This is a genomic window from Mycobacterium zoologicum, from assembly GCF_020181635.2.
Classification (GTDB): Bacteria; Actinomycetota; Actinomycetes; order Mycobacteriales; family Mycobacteriaceae; genus Mycobacterium; species Mycobacterium zoologicum.
The window spans coordinates 21,006-42,712 of record NZ_JAYJJS010000004.1 but is presented as its reverse complement, the minus strand read 5'-3'; the positions used below and the strand labels follow the sequence as shown (position 1 = coordinate 42,712).

At 69.4% G+C, this 21,707-nt stretch carries 23 protein-coding genes; 9 read left to right on the top strand and 14 right to left on the bottom strand.

Annotated elements, in window-relative coordinates:
* Nucleotides 1–92 precede the first annotated feature (92 nt).
* Genes K6T84_RS04445 through K6T84_RS04435 form a run of 3 tightly spaced genes read left to right on the top strand, consistent with a single transcriptional unit; the run spans nt 93 to nt 1,795 of the window.
* The gene (locus K6T84_RS04445) at nt 93–1,007 is read left to right on the top strand and encodes an alpha/beta fold hydrolase (protein WP_225400464.1); all 915 of its coding nucleotides are present in this window, start codon (nt 93–95) and stop codon (nt 1,005–1,007) included.
* Nucleotides 1,008–1,015: 8 nt separating this feature from the next.
* Entirely contained in the window at nt 1,016–1,414 is a 399-nt protein-coding gene (locus K6T84_RS04440) for a PaaI family thioesterase (RefSeq protein ID WP_225400465.1), read from the top strand.
* 24 nt (nt 1,415–1,438) lie between these two features.
* Nucleotides 1,439–1,795, top strand: coding sequence for an Imm52 family immunity protein (locus tag K6T84_RS04435; RefSeq protein ID WP_329786644.1), 357 nt, complete (start codon nt 1,439–1,441; stop codon nt 1,793–1,795).
* Nucleotides 1,796–1,806: 11 nt separating this feature from the next.
* Here the strand turns inward: K6T84_RS04435 and K6T84_RS04430 are convergent, their stop codons facing one another.
* The 6 genes from K6T84_RS04430 to K6T84_RS04405 are packed head-to-tail and all read right to left on the bottom strand — an operon-like array spanning nt 1,807 to nt 8,087.
* Nucleotides 1,807–2,886: a type I-U CRISPR-associated protein Cas7 gene (locus K6T84_RS04430; RefSeq protein ID WP_225400466.1), complete on the bottom strand. Its 1,080-nt coding sequence runs from the start codon at nt 2,884–2,886 to the stop codon at nt 1,807–1,809.
* Between the two features lie 5 nt (nt 2,887–2,891).
* Nucleotides 2,892–3,833, bottom strand: a complete 942-nt coding sequence (locus K6T84_RS04425; RefSeq protein WP_224861959.1) for a cation diffusion facilitator family transporter — start codon at nt 3,831–3,833, stop codon at nt 2,892–2,894.
* A gap of 1 nt (nt 3,834) precedes the next feature.
* Nucleotides 3,835–5,085 (bottom strand): mannose-6-phosphate isomerase, class I, encoded by a 1,251-nt coding sequence (gene manA, locus K6T84_RS04420; RefSeq protein WP_225402042.1) that lies wholly within the window; start codon nt 5,083–5,085, stop codon nt 3,835–3,837.
* Nucleotides 5,086–5,093: 8 nt separating this feature from the next.
* Entirely contained in the window at nt 5,094–6,197 is a 1,104-nt protein-coding gene (locus K6T84_RS04415) for a TobH protein (RefSeq protein ID WP_225400467.1), read from the bottom strand.
* Complete coding sequence (locus K6T84_RS04410; RefSeq protein WP_225400468.1) at nt 6,194–7,579, bottom strand: phosphomannomutase/phosphoglucomutase; 1,386 nt, start codon at nt 7,577–7,579, stop codon at nt 6,194–6,196. The genes K6T84_RS04415 and K6T84_RS04410 overlap by 4 nt, the downstream gene beginning before the upstream one ends.
* A gap of 58 nt (nt 7,580–7,637) precedes the next feature.
* Nucleotides 7,638–8,087, bottom strand: a complete 450-nt coding sequence (locus K6T84_RS04405; protein WP_225400469.1) for a DUF3499 domain-containing protein — start codon at nt 8,085–8,087, stop codon at nt 7,638–7,640.
* A 65-nt stretch (nt 8,088–8,152) separates the two neighbouring features.
* On the opposite strand from K6T84_RS04405, the gene K6T84_RS04400 reads away from it, so the two are divergent.
* Nucleotides 8,153–8,632: a metallopeptidase family protein gene (locus K6T84_RS04400; protein ID WP_225400470.1), complete on the top strand. Its 480-nt coding sequence runs from the start codon at nt 8,153–8,155 to the stop codon at nt 8,630–8,632.
* A 30-nt stretch (nt 8,633–8,662) separates the two neighbouring features.
* Here K6T84_RS04400 and K6T84_RS04395 read toward each other — a convergent pair whose 3' ends face one another.
* The gene (locus tag K6T84_RS04395) at nt 8,663–8,989 is read right to left on the bottom strand and encodes a WhiB family transcriptional regulator (RefSeq protein ID WP_225399848.1); all 327 of its coding nucleotides are present in this window, start codon (nt 8,987–8,989) and stop codon (nt 8,663–8,665) included.
* A 406-nt stretch (nt 8,990–9,395) separates the two neighbouring features.
* On the opposite strand from K6T84_RS04395, the gene cofD reads away from it, so the two are divergent.
* The 4 genes from cofD to K6T84_RS04375 all read left to right on the top strand — a co-directional run bounded on the left by cofD (nt 9,396) and on the right by K6T84_RS04375 (nt 15,768).
* Complete coding sequence (gene cofD / locus K6T84_RS04390) at nt 9,396–10,391, top strand: 2-phospho-L-lactate transferase (protein ID WP_225400471.1); 996 nt, start codon at nt 9,396–9,398, stop codon at nt 10,389–10,391.
* Complete coding sequence (locus K6T84_RS04385; RefSeq protein WP_225400472.1) at nt 10,388–11,728, top strand: coenzyme F420-0:L-glutamate ligase; 1,341 nt, start codon at nt 10,388–10,390, stop codon at nt 11,726–11,728. The genes cofD and K6T84_RS04385 overlap by 4 nt, the downstream gene beginning before the upstream one ends.
* Nucleotides 11,725–12,264 carry an NUDIX hydrolase gene (locus tag K6T84_RS04380; protein ID WP_225400473.1) on the top strand — a complete coding sequence of 180 codons (540 nt, stop codon included), beginning with the start codon at nt 11,725–11,727 and terminating at the stop codon, nt 12,262–12,264. The genes K6T84_RS04385 and K6T84_RS04380 overlap by 4 nt, the downstream gene beginning before the upstream one ends.
* A gap of 207 nt (nt 12,265–12,471) precedes the next feature.
* Complete coding sequence (locus K6T84_RS04375) at nt 12,472–15,768, top strand: helix-turn-helix transcriptional regulator (RefSeq protein WP_329786643.1); 3,297 nt, start codon at nt 12,472–12,474, stop codon at nt 15,766–15,768.
* 8 nt (nt 15,769–15,776) lie between these two features.
* Here the strand turns inward: K6T84_RS04375 and K6T84_RS04370 are convergent, their stop codons facing one another.
* From K6T84_RS04370 to rfbD, 7 genes are all read right to left on the bottom strand, one after another.
* Nucleotides 15,777–15,926: a hypothetical protein gene (locus K6T84_RS04370; RefSeq protein ID WP_225400475.1), complete on the bottom strand. Its 150-nt coding sequence runs from the start codon at nt 15,924–15,926 to the stop codon at nt 15,777–15,779.
* Nucleotides 15,927–16,134: 208 nt separating this feature from the next.
* Nucleotides 16,135–16,569, bottom strand: coding sequence for a PIN domain-containing protein (locus K6T84_RS04365; RefSeq protein ID WP_225400476.1), 435 nt, complete (start codon nt 16,567–16,569; stop codon nt 16,135–16,137).
* Entirely contained in the window at nt 16,566–16,790 is a 225-nt protein-coding gene (locus K6T84_RS04360) for a hypothetical protein (protein ID WP_225400477.1), read from the bottom strand. Before K6T84_RS04360 ends, K6T84_RS04365 begins: the two co-directional genes overlap by 4 nt.
* A gap of 28 nt (nt 16,791–16,818) precedes the next feature.
* Nucleotides 16,819–17,202, bottom strand: a complete 384-nt coding sequence (locus K6T84_RS04355; protein WP_225402043.1) for an Rv1352/Rv1906c domain-containing protein — start codon at nt 17,200–17,202, stop codon at nt 16,819–16,821.
* An 89-nt stretch (nt 17,203–17,291) separates the two neighbouring features.
* Nucleotides 17,292–18,365: a mannose-1-phosphate guanylyltransferase ManB gene (gene manB, locus K6T84_RS04350; protein ID WP_225400478.1), complete on the bottom strand. Its 1,074-nt coding sequence runs from the start codon at nt 18,363–18,365 to the stop codon at nt 17,292–17,294.
* A complete protein-coding gene (locus K6T84_RS04345) occupies nt 18,362–19,243 on the bottom strand; it encodes a glycosyltransferase family 2 protein (RefSeq protein ID WP_225400479.1) in 882 nt (293 codons plus the stop codon). Before K6T84_RS04345 ends, manB begins: the two co-directional genes overlap by 4 nt.
* 21 nt (nt 19,244–19,264) lie before the next feature.
* Nucleotides 19,265–20,134, bottom strand: coding sequence for a dTDP-4-dehydrorhamnose reductase (gene rfbD, locus K6T84_RS04340; RefSeq protein ID WP_225400480.1), 870 nt, complete (start codon nt 20,132–20,134; stop codon nt 19,265–19,267).
* Between the two features lie 92 nt (nt 20,135–20,226).
* On the opposite strand from rfbD, the gene K6T84_RS04335 reads away from it, so the two are divergent.
* A complete protein-coding gene (locus K6T84_RS04335; RefSeq protein ID WP_225400481.1) occupies nt 20,227–21,699 on the top strand; it encodes an LCP family protein in 1,473 nt (490 codons plus the stop codon).
* The last annotated feature ends 8 nt before the right edge of the window (nt 21,700–21,707 follow it).

The following is a 21,707-nucleotide window of genomic DNA, read 5'->3' as shown; positions in this document are numbered from 1 at the left end:
CCGTCTGTTGTCTAGACATTTACTATCTATTTGTAAACTAGGGTTGGTTGGTGCCTGTGACCCAGCTCCCAGGTACGTGCCACACTCGGGACGTGGTTTATGCGATCGCCCGCCCCCAGATCGAAGGCAAGATTGCCGTCGGAGAAGACCGCCAGCTCGGGTTCGCCGAGTTCGGCGCCCCCCAAGGCCGGGCCATGTTCTGGCTGCACGGCACCCCCGGAGCGCGCCGGCAGATTCCGGTCGAGGCCAGGCTCTATGCCGCCGAGGCCAACATCCGGCTGATCGGAGTGGACCGGCCCGGCATCGGCTCCTCGACCCCCTACCAGTACGAGACGGTGTCGCAGTTCGCCGTAGACCTGCGCACCGTGGCCGACACGCTCGGCATCGACAAGATGGCGGTGATCGGCCTGTCCGGCGGCGGCCCCTACACGCTGGCGTGCGCGTCCGCGATGCCCGATCGGGTGGTGACCGCGGGCATCCTTGGCGGTGTCGCCCCGGCCGTGGGCCCCGAAGCCATCGACAGCCCCTTGATGACGCTGGCCCGGATCGCCGAGCCGGTGCTGGAGCGCGCCGGACGCCCGATCAGCATGCTGGCCACCGGACTGATCCGGATGATCCGCCCCGTGGCCTCACCGGCCCTGGAGCTCTACGCGCTGATCTCCCCCGAGGGCGACCGCCGGCTGCTGGGCCGCCCGGAGTTCAAAGCCATGTTCCTCGACGACCTGCTCAACGGCTCACGCAAGCAGCTGGCCGCACCGATCGCCGACGCCGTACTGTTCGCCCGCTACTGGGGTTTCCGGCTCGACGAGATCACGGTGCCGGTGCACTGGTGGCACGGCGACGCCGACCACATCGTGCCCTACTCCCACGGCGAGCACGCGGTCTCACTGCTGCCCGACGCCACGCTCTACACACTGCCCGGCGAGAGCCATCTGGCCGGCCTGGGCCGCGCCGAGGAGATCCTGCGAACCCTGTCCGCGGTCTGGGACGACATCGAAGCGCGCTGACCGAGGCCATGACCGCACCCCAATCGATCCGGGAGTTGTTCGCCCAGCTCGGCCTGCAGGAAGTGGCCTCGGCCGCGGGCACCCTGACCATGGAGATGCCGGTCGACGAGCGGGTGGTCAACACCGCCGGCGGCCTGCAGGGCGGGTTGATCGCCACCATGGCCGACGTCGCGGCCGGACAGCTGGCCGCCCGCAGCACCGCGTTCGGCAACGGCATCGCCACCACCGATCTGTTCATCCGCTACCTGCGGCCGATCACCGTCGGCCCCGCCCGGGCCGTCGCGTCGATCCTGCGCACCGGGCGGCGCTCGGTGGTGGCCCAGGTCGACATCTACCGCGGCAACGACGACCAGCTGGCCGCCACCGCGACGGTGAACTTCGCCGCCATCGAGCTGCCGGGAGGATAGCGGCGCACGATGTCACGATCGTCCGTGATTGCGCAGTGGGGCCCCCGCTCCGATTCGGTCGACGACGCCGCAGATCGCCTTTCGCACTTGCTTTCAGCATTGGCATCGACCGATCCTGCACTGACGGGCTGGCGCAACCGGGCCAGCTCCAGACGGCAAGCACTCGCTCAGCCAGTCGTCACCACGGAACGCGACGACCTGGTGAGGCGCCTTCTAGCGGGCCGCAATCGAACCGACATCGGCAATCACAGCATCTCGGCCGCAAGGCCACAGATGCTGATTGCACCCGGAACCGCGAGCAACGTCACCGCCGCGGTCAACCAGCTGCTGCGTCGCCTACCCGCCGACCAGGACTGGCACAGCAGCCGAAGGCTGCTCTAACCCATAAGACCTCAGCGCGCCGCGCTGCGGCGGGCCTCGATGAAGTGCGGCAGCCGGAACCGGCGCGGCTCGGAGACGGCGGGCTTGTCTACCGCCACTCCCCCGTTCAGTGCCGCGTTGTAGGCCGCCGAATTGCCGGTGACGGCCAGCACCTGACCGCGCCAGGTGATGTCGGCTTCGCGGTAGGCCTGCTCCAGCGCGTGCTCCAGCAGCGCGTCGGCCTGCTCGATCGAGAGCGCCGGCAGCTCGACGAACTCGCCGTCGCGGGCATCGAGCTTGAACGTGGTCCGGCCGGTCTCGACCAGGTCGCAGTTGGCCCGGATGCTCAGCTCGGAGTTGGAGCGCGCCAGTCCGGCCAGCGCGTAGGCCGCCAGCAGCGCCCGGGCCGCCTCGTCGCCGGCCGGCCCGCTGTCGAACCGCAGCTGCCGCAGCGCCGCGAAGCTGAGCACCTGGGTGCGGATGATCCGCGCGCAGCACACCCCGTGCTCGGCCGCCGTGCGGGGATCGGCCGGCGCGCCGTCGACGAGCACGCCGATGATCTCGCCGGACAACACGCCGCGAAACCGGCTCTGGCCGGTGCCGCGGGCGGCGTCGATGGCGCCGAACGCCAGGCTTCCCGGGCTCAATTCCATGAGGGCGCGGGCGTTTTCGGTGGTGGCCTCGCGCGCCGTCCGGTAGCGCGGATGGGCGATCGCGGGTTTGCCGTCGATGGCGCCGGTCAGGAAGTGCCCGTCGAAGATCCGCTGCGGCAGCTCCAGATCGGTGTAGAGAAGCCGGCCGCCCTCGTAGGAGACCTGCATGTGCGGCACCCGGCTCAGCAGCGGGTGCCGGTCCCGGATCCCCTGCAGGATCGCGGCCTCGACCCGCTGGATCTGGCTCTGGTTGTCGTCGATGACCACCGTGGCCGTCGGCTCACCGTCGATCAGACGGGTCTCCCGGGCGATCGCCGACGGGCCGCGGCCCGCGCGGTGCGCCGGGCTGATCGCGGCGTGCGGACCACCGGCGGGGGCCAACGGGGTGGACACGCTCAACGTGCTGGCACCGCCGGCCTGGCAGGCCGCGGCGAGCTGTTCGTAGGTGAAGCTGGACAAAGCGATCAACCTTTCTGCTCCAGCGAGTCTGGCACAGGTGTCCGGTCCAGGTCCGGCTCGATATAGATGACGCGCACCGAAGCCACCGCCGCCCGGATGGCGGCTTCGGCGCTATTGATGGTCGCGGCCACGGCGGCCAACGCCAGATCGGGAGCCATCGCGACCTTGGCTCCCACCAGCATCTCGTCGGGACCGAAGTACTGGGTCCGCAGGTGAATCAGCCGGTCGATGTTGTCGGTGCTCTCCAAAGCCGCACGAATGGCCTGGTCCTCGGCGGGGGTGGCGCCCTCGCCGATCAGCAGGCTGTGCATCTCGGTCATCAGGAACACCGCGACCACGGCCAGCAGCACGCCGATCGCCAGCGTACCGATGCCGTCCCACACCGGGTTGCCGGTGAGCACACTCAGCCCCACCGCCAGCAGCGCCAGCGCCAGGCCGATCAGCGCCGCGGTATCCTCCAGCAACACCACCGGAAGCTCGGGATTGCGCGAGTTGCGCACGAAGCGCAGCCAGCTGCCCTGGCCTTTGAGCGGCCGCGACTCGGCCATCGCGGTACGGAAACTGTAGGTCTCCAACCCGATTGCGACCACCAGGATCACGATCGCCACCAGCGGCGACGTCAGCTCGACGGGGTGCCGGATCTTCTCGTAACCCTCGAACAGCGCGAACAACGCCCCCAGGCTGAACAGCACCAGCGCCACCACGAACGACCAGAAGTACCGGCTGCGGGCGTGCCCGAACGGGTGCAGCGCGTCGGGCGCCTTGGCCGCGGCCCGCTGGCCGAACAGCAACAGCGCCTGGTTGGAGGTGTCCACGACCGAGTGCGCCGCCTCGGCCAACATGGCGGCACTGCCGGTGATCACATAGCCGGTGAACTTCGCCAGCGCGATCCCGAAGTTGGCCACCAGTGCGGCCACGATCGCCCGGGAACTGCCCGAGGCCGACATGTCAGAGCCCAATCGTGGCGCGGAACAACGACGCCGGTTTCTGCGCGAGCAACCGGATCGGCCCGTCGTCGCTGGACACCCAGGCCGACTCCCCGCGCTTCAGCGTCAGCGACCCGGACTTGGCGTGCACGGCGACCGATCCCTGCGTGCACAGCAGGATCTGCGGGCCCTGACGGTCGCAGTGCCGCGACGGCGCGTCCACCTCGTGACCGAGATAGTCGCCGTCGAGGGTCACCCGCGACACGGCGAACTCCTCGGCGGGCGTCTGGTAGATCAGCTCCGGCCCCTCCACCCGCGTCACCGGCCGCAGCGACTCCTCGGTGGTGGGAGTGAAGTCGAGCACCCGCAACAGTTCGGGGACGTCGACGTGCTTGGGAGTCAGCCCGCCACGCAACACGTTGTCGGAGTTGGCCATCACCTCCAGCCCGACACCGTGCAGATAGGTGTGCAGGTTGCCCGCCGAGACGAAGATCGCCTCACCGGGCGCCAGGCTGATCCGGTTGAGCAGCAGCGCGGCCAGCACACCGGCGTCGCCCGGGTAGCGCTCACCGAGTTCGAGCACCGTCTTGGCCTCCGCGGCGAACTCGCCGGCATCGGTGCTCAGGTAGTGGATGGCGCCGTCGAGCACCGCGGGCACCAGCACATCCAGGTCGGGTTGCGGCGCGGTGATCCAGGTGGTGAACACCGCGCGCAGGCCGTCGGCGTCGGTCTGATCGCTCTCGGGGTGGCCGGCAAGCAGGTCGATGAACGGGTCCAGATCCGAGACCGCCAGCGCCCGCAGCAGCTCGATGGTGCGCGCCACCGGCCGGAACCCGGCCAGCGCCTCGAACGGCTGCAGCGCCACCAGCAGCTCCGGCTTGTGGCTGGTGTCGCGGTAGTTGCGGATCGGCGAGTTCACCGGAACACCGAGCCGCTTCTCACGCTGGTAGCCCTCCAGGGCCTGCACGGTGCTGGGGTGGGCCTGCAGCGACAGCGGCTCGTCGGCGGCCAACACCTTGACCAGCATCGGCAGCCGGTCACCGAAACGGGCCAGCGCGACCGCGCCGAGTTGGCCCTCCGGGTCGGCGTTCAGCACGTCGAGCAGCGACACCTCGCCGTCGTCGGTCTCCAGGCGGGCCGGGTCGCCGGGGTGCGCCCCCAGCCACAGCTCGGCTTCCGGGTGCGCCGCCGGCACCGGCCGACCGGTGAACTCGGCGATCGCGGTCCTCGACCCCCAGGCGTAGGTCCGTATCGCGCCACGCAAGTGATCCACTGTCTTCGTCAACCCCGCAAAATCCGCACGTAGGCCGCGGCCATCTCCAATCGCACCGCCAACACCGCAAGCTGCTGCTCGATCCGGCCCGGCGTCAGCTCTCCCGATTCCCCCGGCGCCACCGGCACGTCTGCGGCAGCGACCAGGTCGACGTCGTCCAGACCGCTGGTCCGAGCCGCCACCACTGTACGTTCGGCGGCCAGCGTCAGCGCCAAAACCCGCAGCCGGTCGGCGGCCGGGCCGTCGATCTGGTCGTCGTGGAAGATGTCGGCCGACCCGGAGGCGGCCTGGTCGCGCAGCGCACTAACCGCGTCGGCCAGACCGGCCGAAGCCACCGCCGTCCGCCCCACGCGCAGCATCATCGCCGAACCGTGCCGGGCCAGCGCCAGCGTCGCCGCGCAGTCACCGACCAGCGCGACATCGCGGCCGACGATGCGATCCGCCAATATCTTGGCGGGGTTGGTGAAGTGCTCCCGGGCGGCGCTGTTGCGCAGCGCCTCGGCGTCGAGTTCGTCGGCCAGCGTGGCGAGGTCGACGCGGCCGTCGGCATCCCCCAGCCCGAGGGCGTCCAGCACGGCCAGGCCGACGGCCAGATAACGGGGAAGTCCGAACTGTGCCGGCACACCGATCCGCGGCTCCAGTACCGCGGCGCGGCCGGCGGTGGCGTCGCGCAGCGGGCCCTCATAAGGAGCGGCCACCACCACCCGCGCACCTCGTCGCACCCCGGCGGCGGCTGCCGCGACCAGCGCCGGATCACCCGGGTCGTCACCGGCGATCACCAGCACGTCCAGCGAGCCGATCCATGCCGGGGCCTCGGCGGCCGGCACCAGTGGCGCCCGCCCAGAATCGCCGCGCGCAGCCGCCAGCAGACTTCCGGCCGTCGACGCCGCACCGCGGGTGGACACCCAGATCACCGTGCGCGGCGGATAGTCGCCGGCATCGCCGCGCACCTCGTCCAGAGCACCCTCGTCGACCATGGATGCGGTGGCCCGGACCTGCGCCCCGGCCATCGACGCCGCCCACAGTGCCCCGTCGTGGTCCGCGGCCAGCAGCGCCTCGGTGTCGTCGAGGTCGATGGTGGTTCCCGGAATCGCTCCGGAATACCCGGTCACGACCGGGCGATCTGCTCGGCGACCTGTGACACCACCGCAGCCACGGTGGCGTCGTCGGGCGCTTCGACGTTGAGCCGCAGCAGCGGTTCGGTGTTGGAGCTGCGCAGGTTGAACCAGCTGCCCCCACCCAGGTCCACGGTGACGCCGTCGAGGCGATCGAGCGAGACCACCCGCTCGTCGAAGGACGCGACCACCGCGTCGACGCACGCCTGGGCGTCGGTGACGGTGTAGTTGATCTCGCCGGACGCGGCGTAGCGCTGGTAGTCCGCGGTCAGCTCCGACAGCGGGCGCTGCTGTTCGCCGAGCGCGGCGAGCACGTGCAGGGCGGCCAGCATGCCCGAGTCGGCGCCCCAGAAGTCCCGGAAGTAGTAGTGCGCCGAATGTTCCCCGCCGAAGATCGCCCCGGTCTGCGCCATCAGCGCCTTGATGTAGGAGTGTCCGACCCGCGATCGCAGCGGGGTGCCGCCGCGCTCGGCCACCAGCTCCGGCACGGCGTGGGAGGTGATCAGGTTGTGGATGACGGTGGCACCGGGCTCACGCGCCAGCTCGCGGGCGGCGACCAGTCCGGTGACCGCCGACGGGGAGACCGGCTCACCGCGCTCGTCGACGACGAAGCAGCGGTCGGCGTCGCCGTCGAAGGCCAGGCCGATATCGGCGCCGGTTTCGCGGACGAACCTCTGCAGGTCGACGAGGTTGGCCGGGTCCAGGGGGTTGGCCTCGTGGTTGGGGAAGTTGCCGTCCAGCTCGAAATACAGTGGCAGCATCGTTATCCCACCGACTGAGCCGAACACCGCCGGCGCGGTGTGCCCGGCCATGCCGTTGCCGGCGTCCACGGCGACCCGCAGCGGGCGCAGTCCGGTGATGTCAACCAGCGAGTGCAGGAACACCGCGTAGTCGGCCAGCACGTCTTGGTCGGTGACCGTGCCGCGTTTGCCGTGCTTGCCGGGGGCAGACGGGTCGACGCCGTCGATGAGCTGGTCGCGGATCACGCTCAGTCCGGTGTCGGCGCCGACGGGCTTGGCGCCCGCCCGGCACAGTTTGATGCCGTTGTAAGCGGCCGGGTTGTGGCTGGCGGTGAACATCGCACCCGGGCAGTCCAGCTTCCCGGACGCGAAGTAGAGCTGATCGGTGGAGGCCAAACCGATCCGGACCACGTCCAGACCCTGGGCCACCACCCCGTCGGCGAACGCCGCCGACAGCGGCGGCGAACTGTCCCGCATGTCGTGGCCGACCGCCACCCGGCCGGCGCCTTCGGCGGCCATCAGCCGGGCAAACGCGGCGCCGACCTCGGCAACCAGGGATTCATCGATTTCGGAACCGACCAAGCCACGCACGTCGTAAGCCTTGATCACACGGTGGACAGCCGCAGCGGGCCGAGACATGGACAGGGCTCCTGACGAAGTGGACTCTGGACGCTCCAGCCTATCCCGTAATCGGAGATCAGTCCGACGGGTCCGGCAACACCCGCAGGTGACCACGCCGCCGGCCGTTGTTCTTGCCCGACGGCCCGGGCGGGGCCAGTACTCCGCCGCCCAGGGTGGTCACCGGCGCGCCGCGCGTCGCGGTGTCCGTCGGCGCGGCCTGCGGGTACCAGCCGTTGACCGGGGCGGCAACGCTCTTCTGGCCCTTCTCGCCCTCACGGACGGCTTCGGCCAGCGCGATCAGGTCGTCCTCTTCGGGCGACACCCACGGGCCGGGGTGGCGCACCAGTTCCCAGCCCCGCGGGGCGGTGATGCGGCCGGCGTGACTGAAGCACAGGTCCCAGGAATGCGGCTCGGCGGCGGTGGCCAGTGGGCCGACCACGGCGGTGGAGTCCGAGTAGACAAACGTCAGGGTCGCCACCGCGTAGTGCGGGCATGCTGGCCGACAGCAGCGACGCGGAACGTTCACGCCCGTGAGGCTATCGCGGCCCTGCACCGCCGCGGCGGCGGACACGCGCAATGGGCGGGCACCCTATGCGCAACCGTTACCATCGCTGCGTGATCGCCACGCGTCGCCGCCGGCGCGGCCGCGAGCCCCGCGGGCCGCTGCTGCCGCCTACCGTGCCGGGCTGGCGCACCCGCGCCGAACGGTTCGACATGGCGGTGCTGGAGGCCTACGAACCGATCGAGCAGCGCTGGAAACAACGACTGTCGGCTGTGGACATCGCCGTCGACGAGATTCCGCGGATCGCTGCGAAGGATCCCGACAGCGTGCAGTGGCCGCCCGAAGTGGTCGCCGACGGGCCGATTCCGCTGGCGCGGTTGATCCCCGCCGGGGTGGACGTTCGAGGTAATCCGACTCGGGCGCGAATCCTGTTGTTCCGCAAGCCGATCGAGCAACGCGCAAACGACAGCATCGAACTCGAGGACTTGCTGCACGAGATTCTGGTGGCGCAGGTCGCCACCTATCTGGATGTCGAGCCAGGCGTCATCGACCCGACGATCGACGACTGAATATCCCCGAAGGCTCAGGTTCTCAAACGCTCAGATGATGCCGCGCTTGAGGCGGCGGCGCTCACGCTCGGACAGCCCGCCCCAGATACCGAAGCGCTCGTCGTGGGCCAGCGCGTACTCCAGGCATTCACTGCGCACCGAGCAGCGCTGGCAGATCTTCTTGGCCTCCCGAGTCGAGCCGCCCTTCTCCGGAAAGAAGGCCTCGGGGTCGGTCTGCGCGCACAAGGCGCGCTCCTGCCATTCCTCGTTGGTGGCCGAGTCGGCGTCGAACGAGTCGAACTCGTCGTAGCCCTCGGGCTCGGGAACCAGACTCAGATGCGGCCGGTTACGGACCGGCTCGGCTCCCATCGATGTCATGTCGGTACCGGCATGCGGTGTTTCCCCCATTACGCCCCAAAGGTGCTCATAGGACATGCCCCGCCTCCTCACCTCGTTGCGCCAATCCTGCTCCGTCGCCCGCATATTGGGATGCAGCACATCTCAATTCGAACATGTGATCGAATCTCGGTCTGCGACACCAGAATCGGCTGGCCAACCGGGAAATGACACTGTTGTGATTAGACACGGGTTAGCTGGCTCGGTCAAGCCGAATGGCCAAATTCCTTACCATCTCGTGATCGATTTTCGATGTGTCCGAGACCGGCGAGTCCGTGTCATCTAACCCACACCGCCGCGTCGGCGTGTCCTACCGGGGCCCGCGGGGCGGCCGTTGGCCCGGTCCGCCGCCGCGAGCACCCCTTCGTCGAAGGTACTGTCGTGCGCTGTGAAGATCACGGTTCTCGTCGGCGGGGTCGGCGGCGCCCGGTTCCTGCTCGGCGTCCAGAAACTGCTGGGTCTGGGCCAGTTCGCCGACGAGTCCGCTGGTGTCGAACACCAGTTGACCGCGGTGGTCAACGTCGGCGACGACGCCTGGATGCACGGCGTGCGAATCTGCCCCGATCTCGACACCTGCATGTACACCCTGGGCGGTGGCGTGGACCCCGACCGCGGCTGGGGCCACCGCGACGAGACCTGGAACGCCATGGCGGAGTTGAACAGCTACGGCATGCAGCCGGACTGGTTCGGCCTCGGTGACCGCGACCTGGCCACCCACCTGGTGCGCACCCAGGCGCTGCGGGCCGGCTACCCGCTGACCGAGGTCACCGCGGCACTGTGCGACCGCTGGAAGCCGGGCGCCACCCTGCTGCCGGTCACCAACGACAGCTGCGAAACCCACGTCGTCATCACCGATCCCGACGACGACACCCAGCGCGCCGTCCACTTCCAGGAATGGTGGGTGCGCTACCGCGCCGCAGTGCCCACCCACGGATTCGGGTTCGTGGGCTCCGAGAAGGCCACCGCGACACCGGAATCACTCGAGGCCATCGCCGGAGCCGACGTGGTGCTGCTGGCGCCGTCCAACCCGGTGGTGAGCATCGGCGCCATCCTGGCCATCCCCGGTATTCGGGCCGCACTGCGCTCCACGCCCGCGCCGATCGTCGGGTACTCGCCGATCATCGCCGGAAAGCCGTTGCGCGGCATGGCCGATGTCTGCCTGAACGTGATCGGTATCGAATCCACCTCGCAGGCCGTCGGCGAATACCACGGCGCGCGAAGCGGAACCGGCATCCTGGACTACTGGCTGGTGCACGACGGTGAGGACGCCCCCGGCGTAGAGGTCCCCGGTGTGAGGGTGCATGCCGCACCGCTGCTGATGACCGATCCGGCGGCGACGGCCGAGATGGTGCGCACCGGACTGGATCTCGCGGGCCTCCGATGAGCGAGCACGGCAGCGCGGCCCGAGTCGAGATCCTGCCGGTAACCGGCCTCGGCGAGTTCCGGCCGGGTGATGATCTGGCCGCCGCACTGGCCCAGGCCGCACCGTGGCTGGCCGACGGCGACATCGTCGTGGTCACCAGCAAGGTGGTGTCCAAGTGCGAGGGCCGGATCGTGCCCGCGCCGCAAGACGCCGAGGCGCGGGATGCGTTGCGCCGCCAGCTGGTTGAGGCTGAAGCCGTGCGAGTATTGGCCCGCAAGGGTCGCACGTGGATCACCGAGAATCGCCTCGGTCTGGTGCAGGCCGCCGCCGGGGTGGACGGCTCCAACGTCGGCTCGTGCGAACTCGCCCTGCTGCCGGTCGATCCCGACGCCAGCGCCGCGGCGTTGCGCGTCGCGCTCGCCGATCACCTGGGTGTCGGTGTGGCGGTGCTGATCACCGACACCATGGGCCGCGCCTGGCGCAACGGGCAGATCGACGTCGCAATCGGGGCATCGGGCCTGTCGGTGCTCAACGGCTACGCCGGATCCGTCGACCGGCACGGCAACGAGCTGGTGGTCACCGAGGTGGCCGTCGCCGACGAACTCGCTGCGGCCGCAGACCTGGTCAAGGGCAAGCTCACCGACGTTCCGGTGGCCGTGGTGCGCGGATTCTCCAGCTCCGACGACGGCTCCACCGCGGCGGCACTGGTGCGCTCGGGGCCCGAGGACCTGTTCTGGCTGGGCACCGCCGAGGCCATCGAGACCGGTCATCGCCAAGCCCAGCTGCTGCGCCGCTCGGTACGCACGTTCGCGCACGAACCGGTGCCGGCCGAGCTGATCACCGGCGCGATGGCCGAGGCCCTGACCGCCCCCGCCCCGCACCACACCCGGCCGGTGCGGTTCGTCTGGCTGCAGACCCCGGCCGTGCGCACCCGGCTGCTCGACGCGATGGCCGATCAGTGGCGCGCCGACCTGGCCGGCGATGGCAAGTCGCCGGAGTCCATCGAGAAGCGTGTCGCACGCGGCCGGATCCTTTACGACGCACCGGAAGTCGTCATCCCGATCATGGTTCCCGACGGTGCTCACCACTACCCCGACGCCGCCCGCACCGACGCCGAGCACACCATGTTCACCGTGGCGGCCGGCGCCGCCGTTCAGGGGTTGCTGGTGGCGCTGGCAGTACGCGGCGTGGGCAGCTGCTGGATCGGGTCCACCATCTTCGCCGCCGACCTGGTACGTGCGGAGCTGGGTCTCCCCGACGATTGGGAACCGTTGGGCGCCATTGCGATCGGCTACCCAACCGAGCCTCCCGAGCCACGTGATCCGACTGACGTGGGCGACCTTCTGGTGCGGCGATGAGCCTGCACGGCTCCGCGGTGGCGGCGTTGCGGTCTTGGACGGCACCGGATTCCGGTCAGGACTCGCTGCGGCACGCGGTACTGGCGTTTCTGGACGCCCGCAGCGATGCGTGCGAACGCGCTTGCGTGCCAGGACACATCACCGCCTCGGCGCTGGTGCTCGACCACACCGGCGAGACGGCGCTGCTGACCCTGCATCCGCGGGTCGGCCGTTGGCTGCAGCTCGGTGGGCACTGCGAGGCGACCGACGCCGACATACACGCCGCCGCGCTGCGCGAGGCCACCGAGGAGTCCGGCATCACCGGGCTGCGGCTGGATCCGCAGCTGGCGGCCGTGCACGTGCATCCGTTGACGTGCTCCCTGGGTGTGCCGACCCGGCACCTGGACCTCCAATTCGTGGCGCACGCGCCGGCCGGCGCGCAGATCAGTATTAGCGACGAGTCGGTGGACCTGCGCTGGTGGCCGGTGGATGCACTGCCGCCGGATGCCGACGACGCGGTGACGCATCTGGTGGGCGTGGCGACTGATCGGTTTTGAGCCCGGCGGTTATCCCGAGCTGCCGGCTTGAATTCCGGCTTGAGTTTCAGACCCGTCATGGTAGGTCGCGGCGAGCCGGCGGCGGGGCGATTCTCGGACGCGGAGAACGGCAGGCCCCCGTTCGCTGCCCGAGGTCGGGGCCGGTTGTGGAGCAAGTACGGGATACCACTGATGTTTTCGACATCCGACCTGGTCACGCTGGCTAGCATGATCCAAGCGGATGTTTTGGCGGATGGAAACGACGTGGGCATGAGCGGGTTGCTGCCGACGGGCACGGTGACATTGCTGCTGGCCGACGTCGAAAGTTCGACGCGGCTGTGGGAGACCCGGCCCGACGAGATGACGGCGTCCTTCGCGCAGCTTGATGCCGCTTTGACGGCTCTGATCGCCGAACACGACGGCGCGCGCCCGGTTGAGCAGGGTGAGGGTGACAGCTTCGTGCTTGCCTTCGCCCGGGCCTCCGACGCCGTGGCATGCGCGCTGGCGCTGCAGCGGATTGCCTTGGGCCCGATCCGGTTGCGCATCGGTGTGCATACCGGCGAGGTGCAGTTGCGCGACGAAGGCAACTACATAGGGCCGGCCATCAATCGGGCCGCACGCCTGCGGGACCTGGCGCATGGCGGCCAAACCGTGCTGTCGGGCACCACCGAAGGCCTTGTCGCCGACATGCTTCCGCCCGACTCGTGGCTTCTCGATCTGGGTGGCCATGAGCTGCGCGGAGTTTCGCGACCCGAACGGGTGGTTCAGCTGTGCCACCCCGAATTGTGCAACGAACATCCGCCGTTGCGTGCGACCGAAGGCCGCGCCGCCGGCGGCCTGCCGGCGCAGTTGACCAGTTTTGTGGGACGCGTGACCGAGATCGATGAGGTCCGCGGCATCCTCGCCATCAATCGGCTCGTGACCCTGGCCGGTGCTGGTGGCGCGGGCAAGACCCGCCTGGCCATCGAGGTGGCAAGTCGCGTGGCCGAATCCGAAGCACCCGGGTATGTGGACCTGGCGCCGATCACCAACCCCGATCTGGTGCCTGTGGCCCTAGGGCGCGTTCTAGGCCTGCCAGACCAACCGGGACGCTCGATGATCGACGCGATCATCCAAACCGTCGCCGGCCGCCAGATGCTGATTGTCCTCGACAACTGTGAGCACCTGTTGGACGCCTGCGCCGAACTGGTGGTCGCGGTACTGGAGAGATGCCCGCGGCTGCGCCTGCTGGCGACAAGCCGCGAACCCATCGGGGTGCCCGGCGAAGCCGTCTGGAAGGTCCCGTCACTGTCGCTGGCCGACGAGGCGATCGAACTGTTCGCCGACCGGGCGCGCCGGGCCCGGTCCGACTTCGCAGTCACCGACGCCAACGTCGAGCTGGTGACCGAGATCTGCCGTCGCCTCGACGGGATGCCGCTGGCCATCGAACTGGCCGCGGCTCGGGTCCGGGCATTGTCGCTGGCGGAGATCGCCGGCAGCCTGCACGACCGGTTCCGGTTGTTGACCGGTGGATCACGGACGTTGGTGCGGCGACAGCAGACGCTGCGCGCGTCGGTGGACTGGTCGCATGCGCTGCTCACCGAACCCGAGCGGACGTTGTTCCGCCGGCTCTCGGCGTTCGTGGGAGGGTTCGACCTCGACGCGGCGCAGGCCGTGGCCGCCGACGGTGACGTCGAGCGCTACCAGGTCTTCGATCAGCTCACTCTGCTGGTCGATAAATCGTTGGTCATCTCCGAAACCACCAGTGGCACAACCCGCTTTCGCTTTCTGGAGACGGTACGCCAGTATGCGCTGGAGAAACTGGGCGACTCCGGGGAGGCCGACACCGTCCGGACGCGCCACCGGGACCACTACGCAGCACTGGCCGCCGTCCTCGACGCGCCAGCGCACACCGGGCATACCAATCTCGTCGAGCAGGCCGAAACCGAGATCGACAATCTGCGCGCGGCACTGGCCTGGTGCCGCGAAAGCGGTGACACCGAAGCCCTGTTACGGCTCGCCTCGTCACTGCAACCGCTGTGGCTGGCACGGGGCCACGTCGTCGAAGGCATGACCTGGCTGGAGTCGGGACTCCGCGAACCTTCGGCGCAGCAGGTGACGCCGACGGCACGAGCTTTGGCGCTCGCCACGAAGGTGACGCTGCTGGGGTGGACGGGGACCGCGGGCAGCGTCGAGGAGGCCGAGCAGGCCCTGGCCATCGCCCGCGACGCCGATGAACCGGCACTGCTGGCGCGGGCGCTGTTGGCCCGCGGCTCAGCCAGTCTGGCCGACCCCGAGATGTCCAAAGCGTACTTTGACAAGGCCGCCGACGCCGCCCGCGAACATGGCGACCCGTGGTTGCTGTGTCAGAGCCTGAGCCGGCTGGCCAATATCGCTGTGATCCGCGGAGATTCGGCCGGGTGGGCGCATGCGGCCACGCTCGAAGGGCTGCAGGCCGCTCAGCTGATAGGCGACCGGTTCACCTCCCGGTTCCTGCGCTGGGTACTGGCGTACATGCACACCATTCGGGGTGAACTCGTCGAGGCGCTCGCCGGGCTGCGTGAGGTCACCGCGGAGTCGACGGCCGAACACGACGCCCTGTTCCGGCTCTACGGCCTGGTGATGCAGGGCAATGTGCTCGCGTTCCACGGCGAGGCGTCCGCAGCTCGGGACGCGGCCGAGGAGGCACTGCGCGACTGCGCGGAGTTGATCGAATCCTACGAGCCGGCCTGCTACGCCGCCGTTGGGGTGACTCACTTGGCCGGCAACGATATCGCGGCCGCACTGCGGGCCAACGAGGCCGCCTGGCAACGCCGTGACGAGAATCCCGCGATGTCGGGCATGTACGTGTGGTCGCCGTTGGCGCCGCTGGCATCCGGGGACCTGGTGACGGCCCGAGCGTGGGCAGACGATGCCGTGGAGCTGGCCAGGGGCTGGTTCCGCGCGAGCGCGATGGCAGCGCGCGGCCGAGTCGAGTTGGCGCAGGGCCAGCACGACGAGGCCGAACGCGACGTGCACGAGGCACTGGGCATCGTCGCCGAAACCGGTGGGCGGCTGGTGGTTCCGGACTTGCTGGAGTGTCTGGCCTACCTGGCGAGCAATGCCGATGACGACCGGGAGGCGGCGCGGCTGCTGGGGGCCGTCGACGCCATTCGTCAACGTATGGGCGCGGTCCGGTTCAAGGTGCTCGACCCGGCGCACCAGGCCGTTGTGGACAAGCTGCGAGATGCCCTGGGCGGCGACGAGTTCGACACCGCCCGGACCGAGGGCTCGGCGATGTCGACCGACGAGGCGATCGCGTATGCCCAGCGCGGCCGCGGCCAACGTAGGCGTCCGGCCACCGGTTGGGCCTCGTTGACCCCGACCGAGCGAGACGTGGTCCGGCTGGTCGCAGAAGGTCTGTCCAACAAGGAGATCGGCGCGAGGTTGTTTATCTCGCCGCGCACGGTGGAGACCCACCTCACCCACGTCTACGCCAAGCTCGACGTCAGCTCCCGTGTCCAGCTGGCCCAGCAGGCCGCCGGGCGGGCCGACCCGCAGCGCTGACGCTGCCCTCAGAGGTGGCGTGCTTCGCGTGCGGTGCAGCCGTCGTCGAGGAAGGTGTATCGGCGCGGGTAGCGCAACGGCGCGGGGCGCAGCTGGGGCTGCGGCAACACCCGGCGGATCGCCGCCCGCAGAGCTCCGGTGGTCCTGGTCGCGTTCATGGTCGGTCCTTTCTACGAGGATTTCTGCTTCAACGATGCGGCGCCGCGGGGCTGGATCCATCGGCGCGTGCGCGTAAATTCGCCGGCAGGGAGTCGTAGGGCGACGTGGCGTGCCCGGTGGTCTATCCGCAATTGTGCTGATGTTTTCCTCGGCGAACAGGGCCGTACAAACCCATCTCACTCGGACCGACACCAAGCTGGAGTTCAGTCAGAGATCCGCGGGGAGGATTCGGAATGCGTGCAGGCCGGCGGTGAGAGGCGTGATGGCGCGGTAGTCGCGTTGATCGAGAGTGAGAATCCGATCCGTCTTGTACCGGTCGGCCAGTACCACCCCGACCGCGTCGGCCAAGTCGAGATGCAGCGCCTCATACATTACGCGAATACCCTGGGCCGCAACGATATCGCTTGGCTTGAGTTCCGCTAGCCGGTACTGCCCTTGCGTCATCCGACGGGCCAGCGCGTCGACGACCTGCACGGCGGCAGAGAACCCGAGTTCGCGGTGCACCAAGCGATCGAGCTCGGTGATCACCAGCGGCGATATCGCCAGCGTTTCGGTCTCCATGATGGCGGCGATCCGTGACTGCTCAGGCTGGTCGGCGTCGAATCCGGCGAACAACGCCGAGGTGTCGGCCACGATGATCATCGCCGGGCCGCACGCTCCTTGATGTGCGCATAGAGGTCGTCGTCCATGTCTTGGGCGTCGCGCACCCGGCCGCTGCGAAACACCGGCAGTGGAATTCGCTTCGATTTCGGCGATCCGTCCAGCACCATCGAGATACCGCGCCGGATCAGTTCCGCCTTGCTGACCCCGGAAGCCGCCGAGTGCGCGTCCAGGCGAGCTTCAAGCTCAACGTATGGTGCCATACGTACGGACCTGGGTCAGGTTCGGCGACTATTCCGAGCCGCTCGACGCCACATTCGTCTGCGAGTCGGATACCCGCGTCCAGGGCTGACAGTTCTGCGACTCGAAGGCCCTGACCGTGGCGGGAATGCTCGCATACATCGGGCCGATCGACGTATTGGCCTGCACGACATGGTCTTTGGCCGCATCAGGTGTGCTGTAGGTGAACCATGAGCACATCGACTCCTGGGTCGGCACATTATTGATCCACACGCCGAAAGTCGATCCCGTCCCGCCGGTGTGATACAGGCCGGGTGCGATATCGGTCCCGACCACAAAGACGCCGTTGCCGGGAATCGGGTCAAGCGGATCCGCGGCGGCCGGAGCCGCCATGGCAACTGCGGCGAAGCACGCGGCGAACACCCTGGCGAACATGGCTATGACTATCCCCGTTGACACTGCGTGTACGGCGGAAAAGTTCAAGAATGGCGCGCCCTGAGCGCAGAGTCGGCGAGAAAACCGGCTCAGATGTCGCTGGAGTACCGGATCCCGCAGTCCGGGATCGACACTCCCGGCCACACCCGCGCCCCGCGCAGCAGCTCGCAGCGCGCCCCGATGTCGGCGCCGTCGCCGATCACCCCGTCGCGGATCAGCGCCCGCGGCCCGATCCGGGCGCCGAAGCCGATGATGGAACGCTCGATCACGCTGCCCGCCTCGACTTTCACGCCGTCGAAGATCACCGCGCCGTCCAGCCGGGCACCAGGGCCGATCTCCGCGCCGCGGCCCACGACCGTGCCGCCGATCAGCACCGCTCCCGGAGCCACCGAGGCGCCGTCGTGCACCCGGGCCTCACCGCGCTGGCCGCTCAGCGCCGGCGACGGCGCGATGCCGCGCACCAGGTCCGCCGAGCCGCGTACGAAGTCCTCCGGGGTGCCCATGTCACGCCAGTAGCTGGTGTCGACGTAGCCGCAGACCTTCACACCGTCGGCGAGCATCGCCGGGAACACCTCGCGCTCCACCGAGACCGGCCGCCCGCGCGGGATTGCCTCGATCACCCTGCGGGACAACACATAACAACCGGCGTTGATCTGGTCGGTCGGCGGGTCCTCGGTCTTCTCCAGGAACGCGGTGACCCGGCCGTCGGTGGTGGGCACGCAGCCGAACGCCCGCGGGTCACCGACCCGGACCAGGTGCAGGGTGGCCTCGGCGGCCTGCTCACGGTGGTAGGCGTACAGCTCCCCCAGGTCCGCCCCGGACAGCACGTCACCGTTGAACACCATCGCGGTGTCGTGGCGCAGGTGCGAGGCCACGTTGGCGATACCGCCGCCGGTGCCCAGCGGCTCCTCCTCGGTGACGTAGTCGATCTGCAGTCCCAGCGCGGATCCGTCGCCGAACTCGGTGGAGAACACCTCGGGCTTGTAGGAGGTACTCAGGATCACGTGCTCGATGCCCGCGGCGGCGATCCGCGACAGCAGGTGCGTGACGAACGGCAGCCCTGCGGTCGGCAGCATCGGCTTGGGCGCCGACATCGTCAGCGGCCGAAGTCGAGTTCCCTTGCCTCCCACCAGAACAACGGCATCGACTTGCTGCAACGTCATGGACGTCCTTTCGTCAGCCTGCGGCGGGCGCTGCGCACGGCCAGCCCGGATCGCACCGAGAGCGCGCCCCGCATGGTCGCGCGCAGCGGGGCCCGCCACCAACCGGTGTGCCGGTCGGCGAGGTAGGTGTAGGTGCTGCGGTGATGTGCCGCCAGGTTGGCCGCCGGGTCCTTGCCGGTGGCGTGGCCCTTCTGGTGCAGCACTTCGGCGCTGGGCACGTAGACGTTGAGCCAGCCGGCCTTGGCCAGCCGGTCCCCGAGGTCGACGTCTTCCATGTACATGAAGTAACCCTCGTCGAAGCCGCCGACCGCGTCGAATGCGGCGCGGCGCACCAGCAGACAGGCCCCGGACAGCCACCCCACCGGGCGTTCGCTGGGTTCCTGATGTTCCTGGCGGTAGGCCCGGGACCAGGGGTTGTTCGGCCACAGCGGACCGACGACGGCGTGCATTCCGCCGCGGATCAGGCTGGGCAGGTGGCGCGCCGACGGGTACACCGAGCCGTCAGGATCCCGGATCAGCGGTCCCAGCGTCGCCGCGTTCGGCCACCGGGAAGCCGCCTCCAGCAGGGCGTCGATGCTGCCCGGGCCCCATTGGACGTCGGGGTTGGCCACGATAAAAAACTCACCGTATTCGTCGCCCGCCAGCAGGGTCACCGCGCTGTTGACCGCGCCCCCGTAGCCCAGGTTGGACCCGGTGTCGTGCAGCCGGACGCCCGGGTAGCGCTGCACGGCTTCCTGCGGTGCGCCGTCGGTGGAACCGTTGTCGGCCATCACCACCTGCACCGGGCGGTCGGTGGCCAGCGACAGCGACGCCAGGAATCGGTCCAGGTGCCACCCCGGTGAATACGTCACCGTCACCACCGGCAGGGCCTCACTCACGGCTAGAGATTATGCCGGAGGTCATCCGACGAGCGCGGCGGACAGCGCATCGCGCCACCCGCGCAGGGGCGCCAGGCCGGCTCGGGCCGACTCGACACCCGACAAGGCGGAGTACGGCGGCCGGGCCGCCGGACGTGGGTACGCGTCGCTGCTGACCGGACTCACCAGGTCCGGGTCGGCGCCGACGGCGGCGTAGACCGCACGAGTCTGCTCGTACCGGCTGGTCTCCCCGGCATTGGCGGCGTGCAGCAGCCGAGCAGTGGGCCAGCCATCTGCCAGGGTCAGCAGCGCCTCGGCCAGGTCCCGGGCGTAGGTCGGTGAGCCGACCTGGTCGTCGACCACCCCCACAGCTGCGCCTGCGGCGGCCTTGCCCCGCATCACCGAGACGAAGTCGGTGCCGCCGGGGGCACCGGTGTAGACCCAGGCGGTGCGCGCCACCACGGCGTCCGCCGACCCCGCCAGCACGGCATTCTCACCGGCCAGTTTGGTGCTGCCGTAGACCGACAGGGGCCGGGTGGCATCGCCCAGCTCGTACGGGCGCGGCGGCGCACCGTCGAAGTCGCCGTCGAAGACGTAGTCGGTGGAGATGTGGATCAGTCGCGCACCGGCCTTGCCGCACGCGGCGGCCAGCAGGCCCGGCCCGGTCGCGTTGACGGCGTAGGCCCGGTCGGGATCGGCCTCGGCGGCATCGACTGCGGTATAGGCCGCGCAGTTGACCAGCACGTCCGTGGGGCGCAGGTCGACGGCGTCCACCGCTGCGGAATCGCTGATGTCGCACTGGGCGGAGGTGAACGTCAGCAGCTCGCGGCCCTGTTGCGCGGCGCGGGCCGCCAGAAGTGTGCCGACCTGGCCGCCGGCTCCGGTGATCACGATTCGCTGCCCAGAAGTCATAACCGTCGAGCTTATGCGACGGTTCCAGCTTCACCTGGCACGCCGGGGTCCGGCTACCGCCGTTACCGCTGTGACACAAGTAGCCTGAAGTGATGCCTGTGCATCGTGTGGCCCGCGTGATTGCCACGGTGGCGGCCGTCTCCGTCGTTCTCGGCACCGGAGTGGCCTGGAGTCGCGTCCGATCGTTCGAGGACGGCATCTTCCACGTCGCCTCGGCGGCCCTGGGCAAGGGCGGCTCCGACGGAGCGGTCGACATCCTGCTGGTCGGGATGGACAGCCGCACCGACGCCCACGGCAACCCGCTGACCCCCGAGGAGTTGGCGTCCCTGCGCGTCGGCGACGACGACGCCACCAACACCGACACCATCATCCTGGTCCGGATCCCCAACAACGGGAAGTCGGCCACCGCGATCTCCATCCCCCGCGACTCCTACGTCGACGCGCCCGGCCTGGACAAGACCAAGATCAACGGCGTGTACGGCGCCACCAAACTCGAGACCGCCGACGCGCTGTTCGAGGGCGGCATGGATGCCCAACAGGCTCAGGCGCGCGGCACCGAGGCCGGCCGCGAGGCGCTGATCCAGACCGTGGCCAACCTGACCGGTGTCACCGTCGACCACTACGCCGAGATCGGACTGCTCGGCTTCTCCCTGATCACCGATGCGTTGGGCGGCGTCGACGTCTGCCTCAAAGAGCCGGTGTACGAAGAACTTTCCGGCGCGGACTTCCCCGCCGGCTGGCAGCGTCTCGGTGGCGCGCAGGCGCTGAGCTTCGTCCGGCAGCGCCACGAACTACCGCACGGCGACCTGGACCGGGTCCGCCGCCAGCAGGCGGTGATGGCGGCCCTGGCACACCAGGTGATCTCCGGCAAGACACTGTCCAGCCCGGCCACCTTGACGCGGCTGCAGGAGGCGGTACAGCGGTCGGTGGTGCTCTCGGCGGGCTGGGATGTGATCGACTTCGTCACCAAGGCTCAGGATCTGGCCGCCGGCAAGGTCGCGTTCGCCACCATCCCGGTTCTCGAGGAGTCCGGCTGGAGCGACGACGGCATGCACAGCGTGGTGCGCGTCGACCCCGCCCAGGTCTCGCAGTGGGTGGCCGGGCTATTGCATGACCAGGAGTCGGGCAACACCGAAGCCCTGGCCTACGACCCGGAGCACACCACCGCCAGCGTGGTCAACGACACCGACATCAACGGCCTGGCCGCGGCGGTGTCAGGTGTGCTCAACGCCAAGGGATTCGGCACCGGCTCGGTGGGCAACAACGAGGCCGGTCACGTGCCCACCAGCCAGGTCCAGGCAGCCAATACCGACGACCCCGGCGCTCAGGCGGTGGCCCGGAACCTGGGCGGGCTGCCGGTGGTGACCAACGAGGCGGTGCCGGCCGGGGCGGTTCGGGTGGTGCTGGCCGGCGACTACACCGGACCGGGATCGGGACTGGGTGCCGGGGACCGCGCGCAGCTGGCCGGCATCTCCGGGACCGGGGACGACGATCCGGCGCCCCAAATCGCTGCGCCGTCACCGATTCTGACGGCAGGTTCCAACGACCCGCAGTGCGTGAACTAACGTCGCTG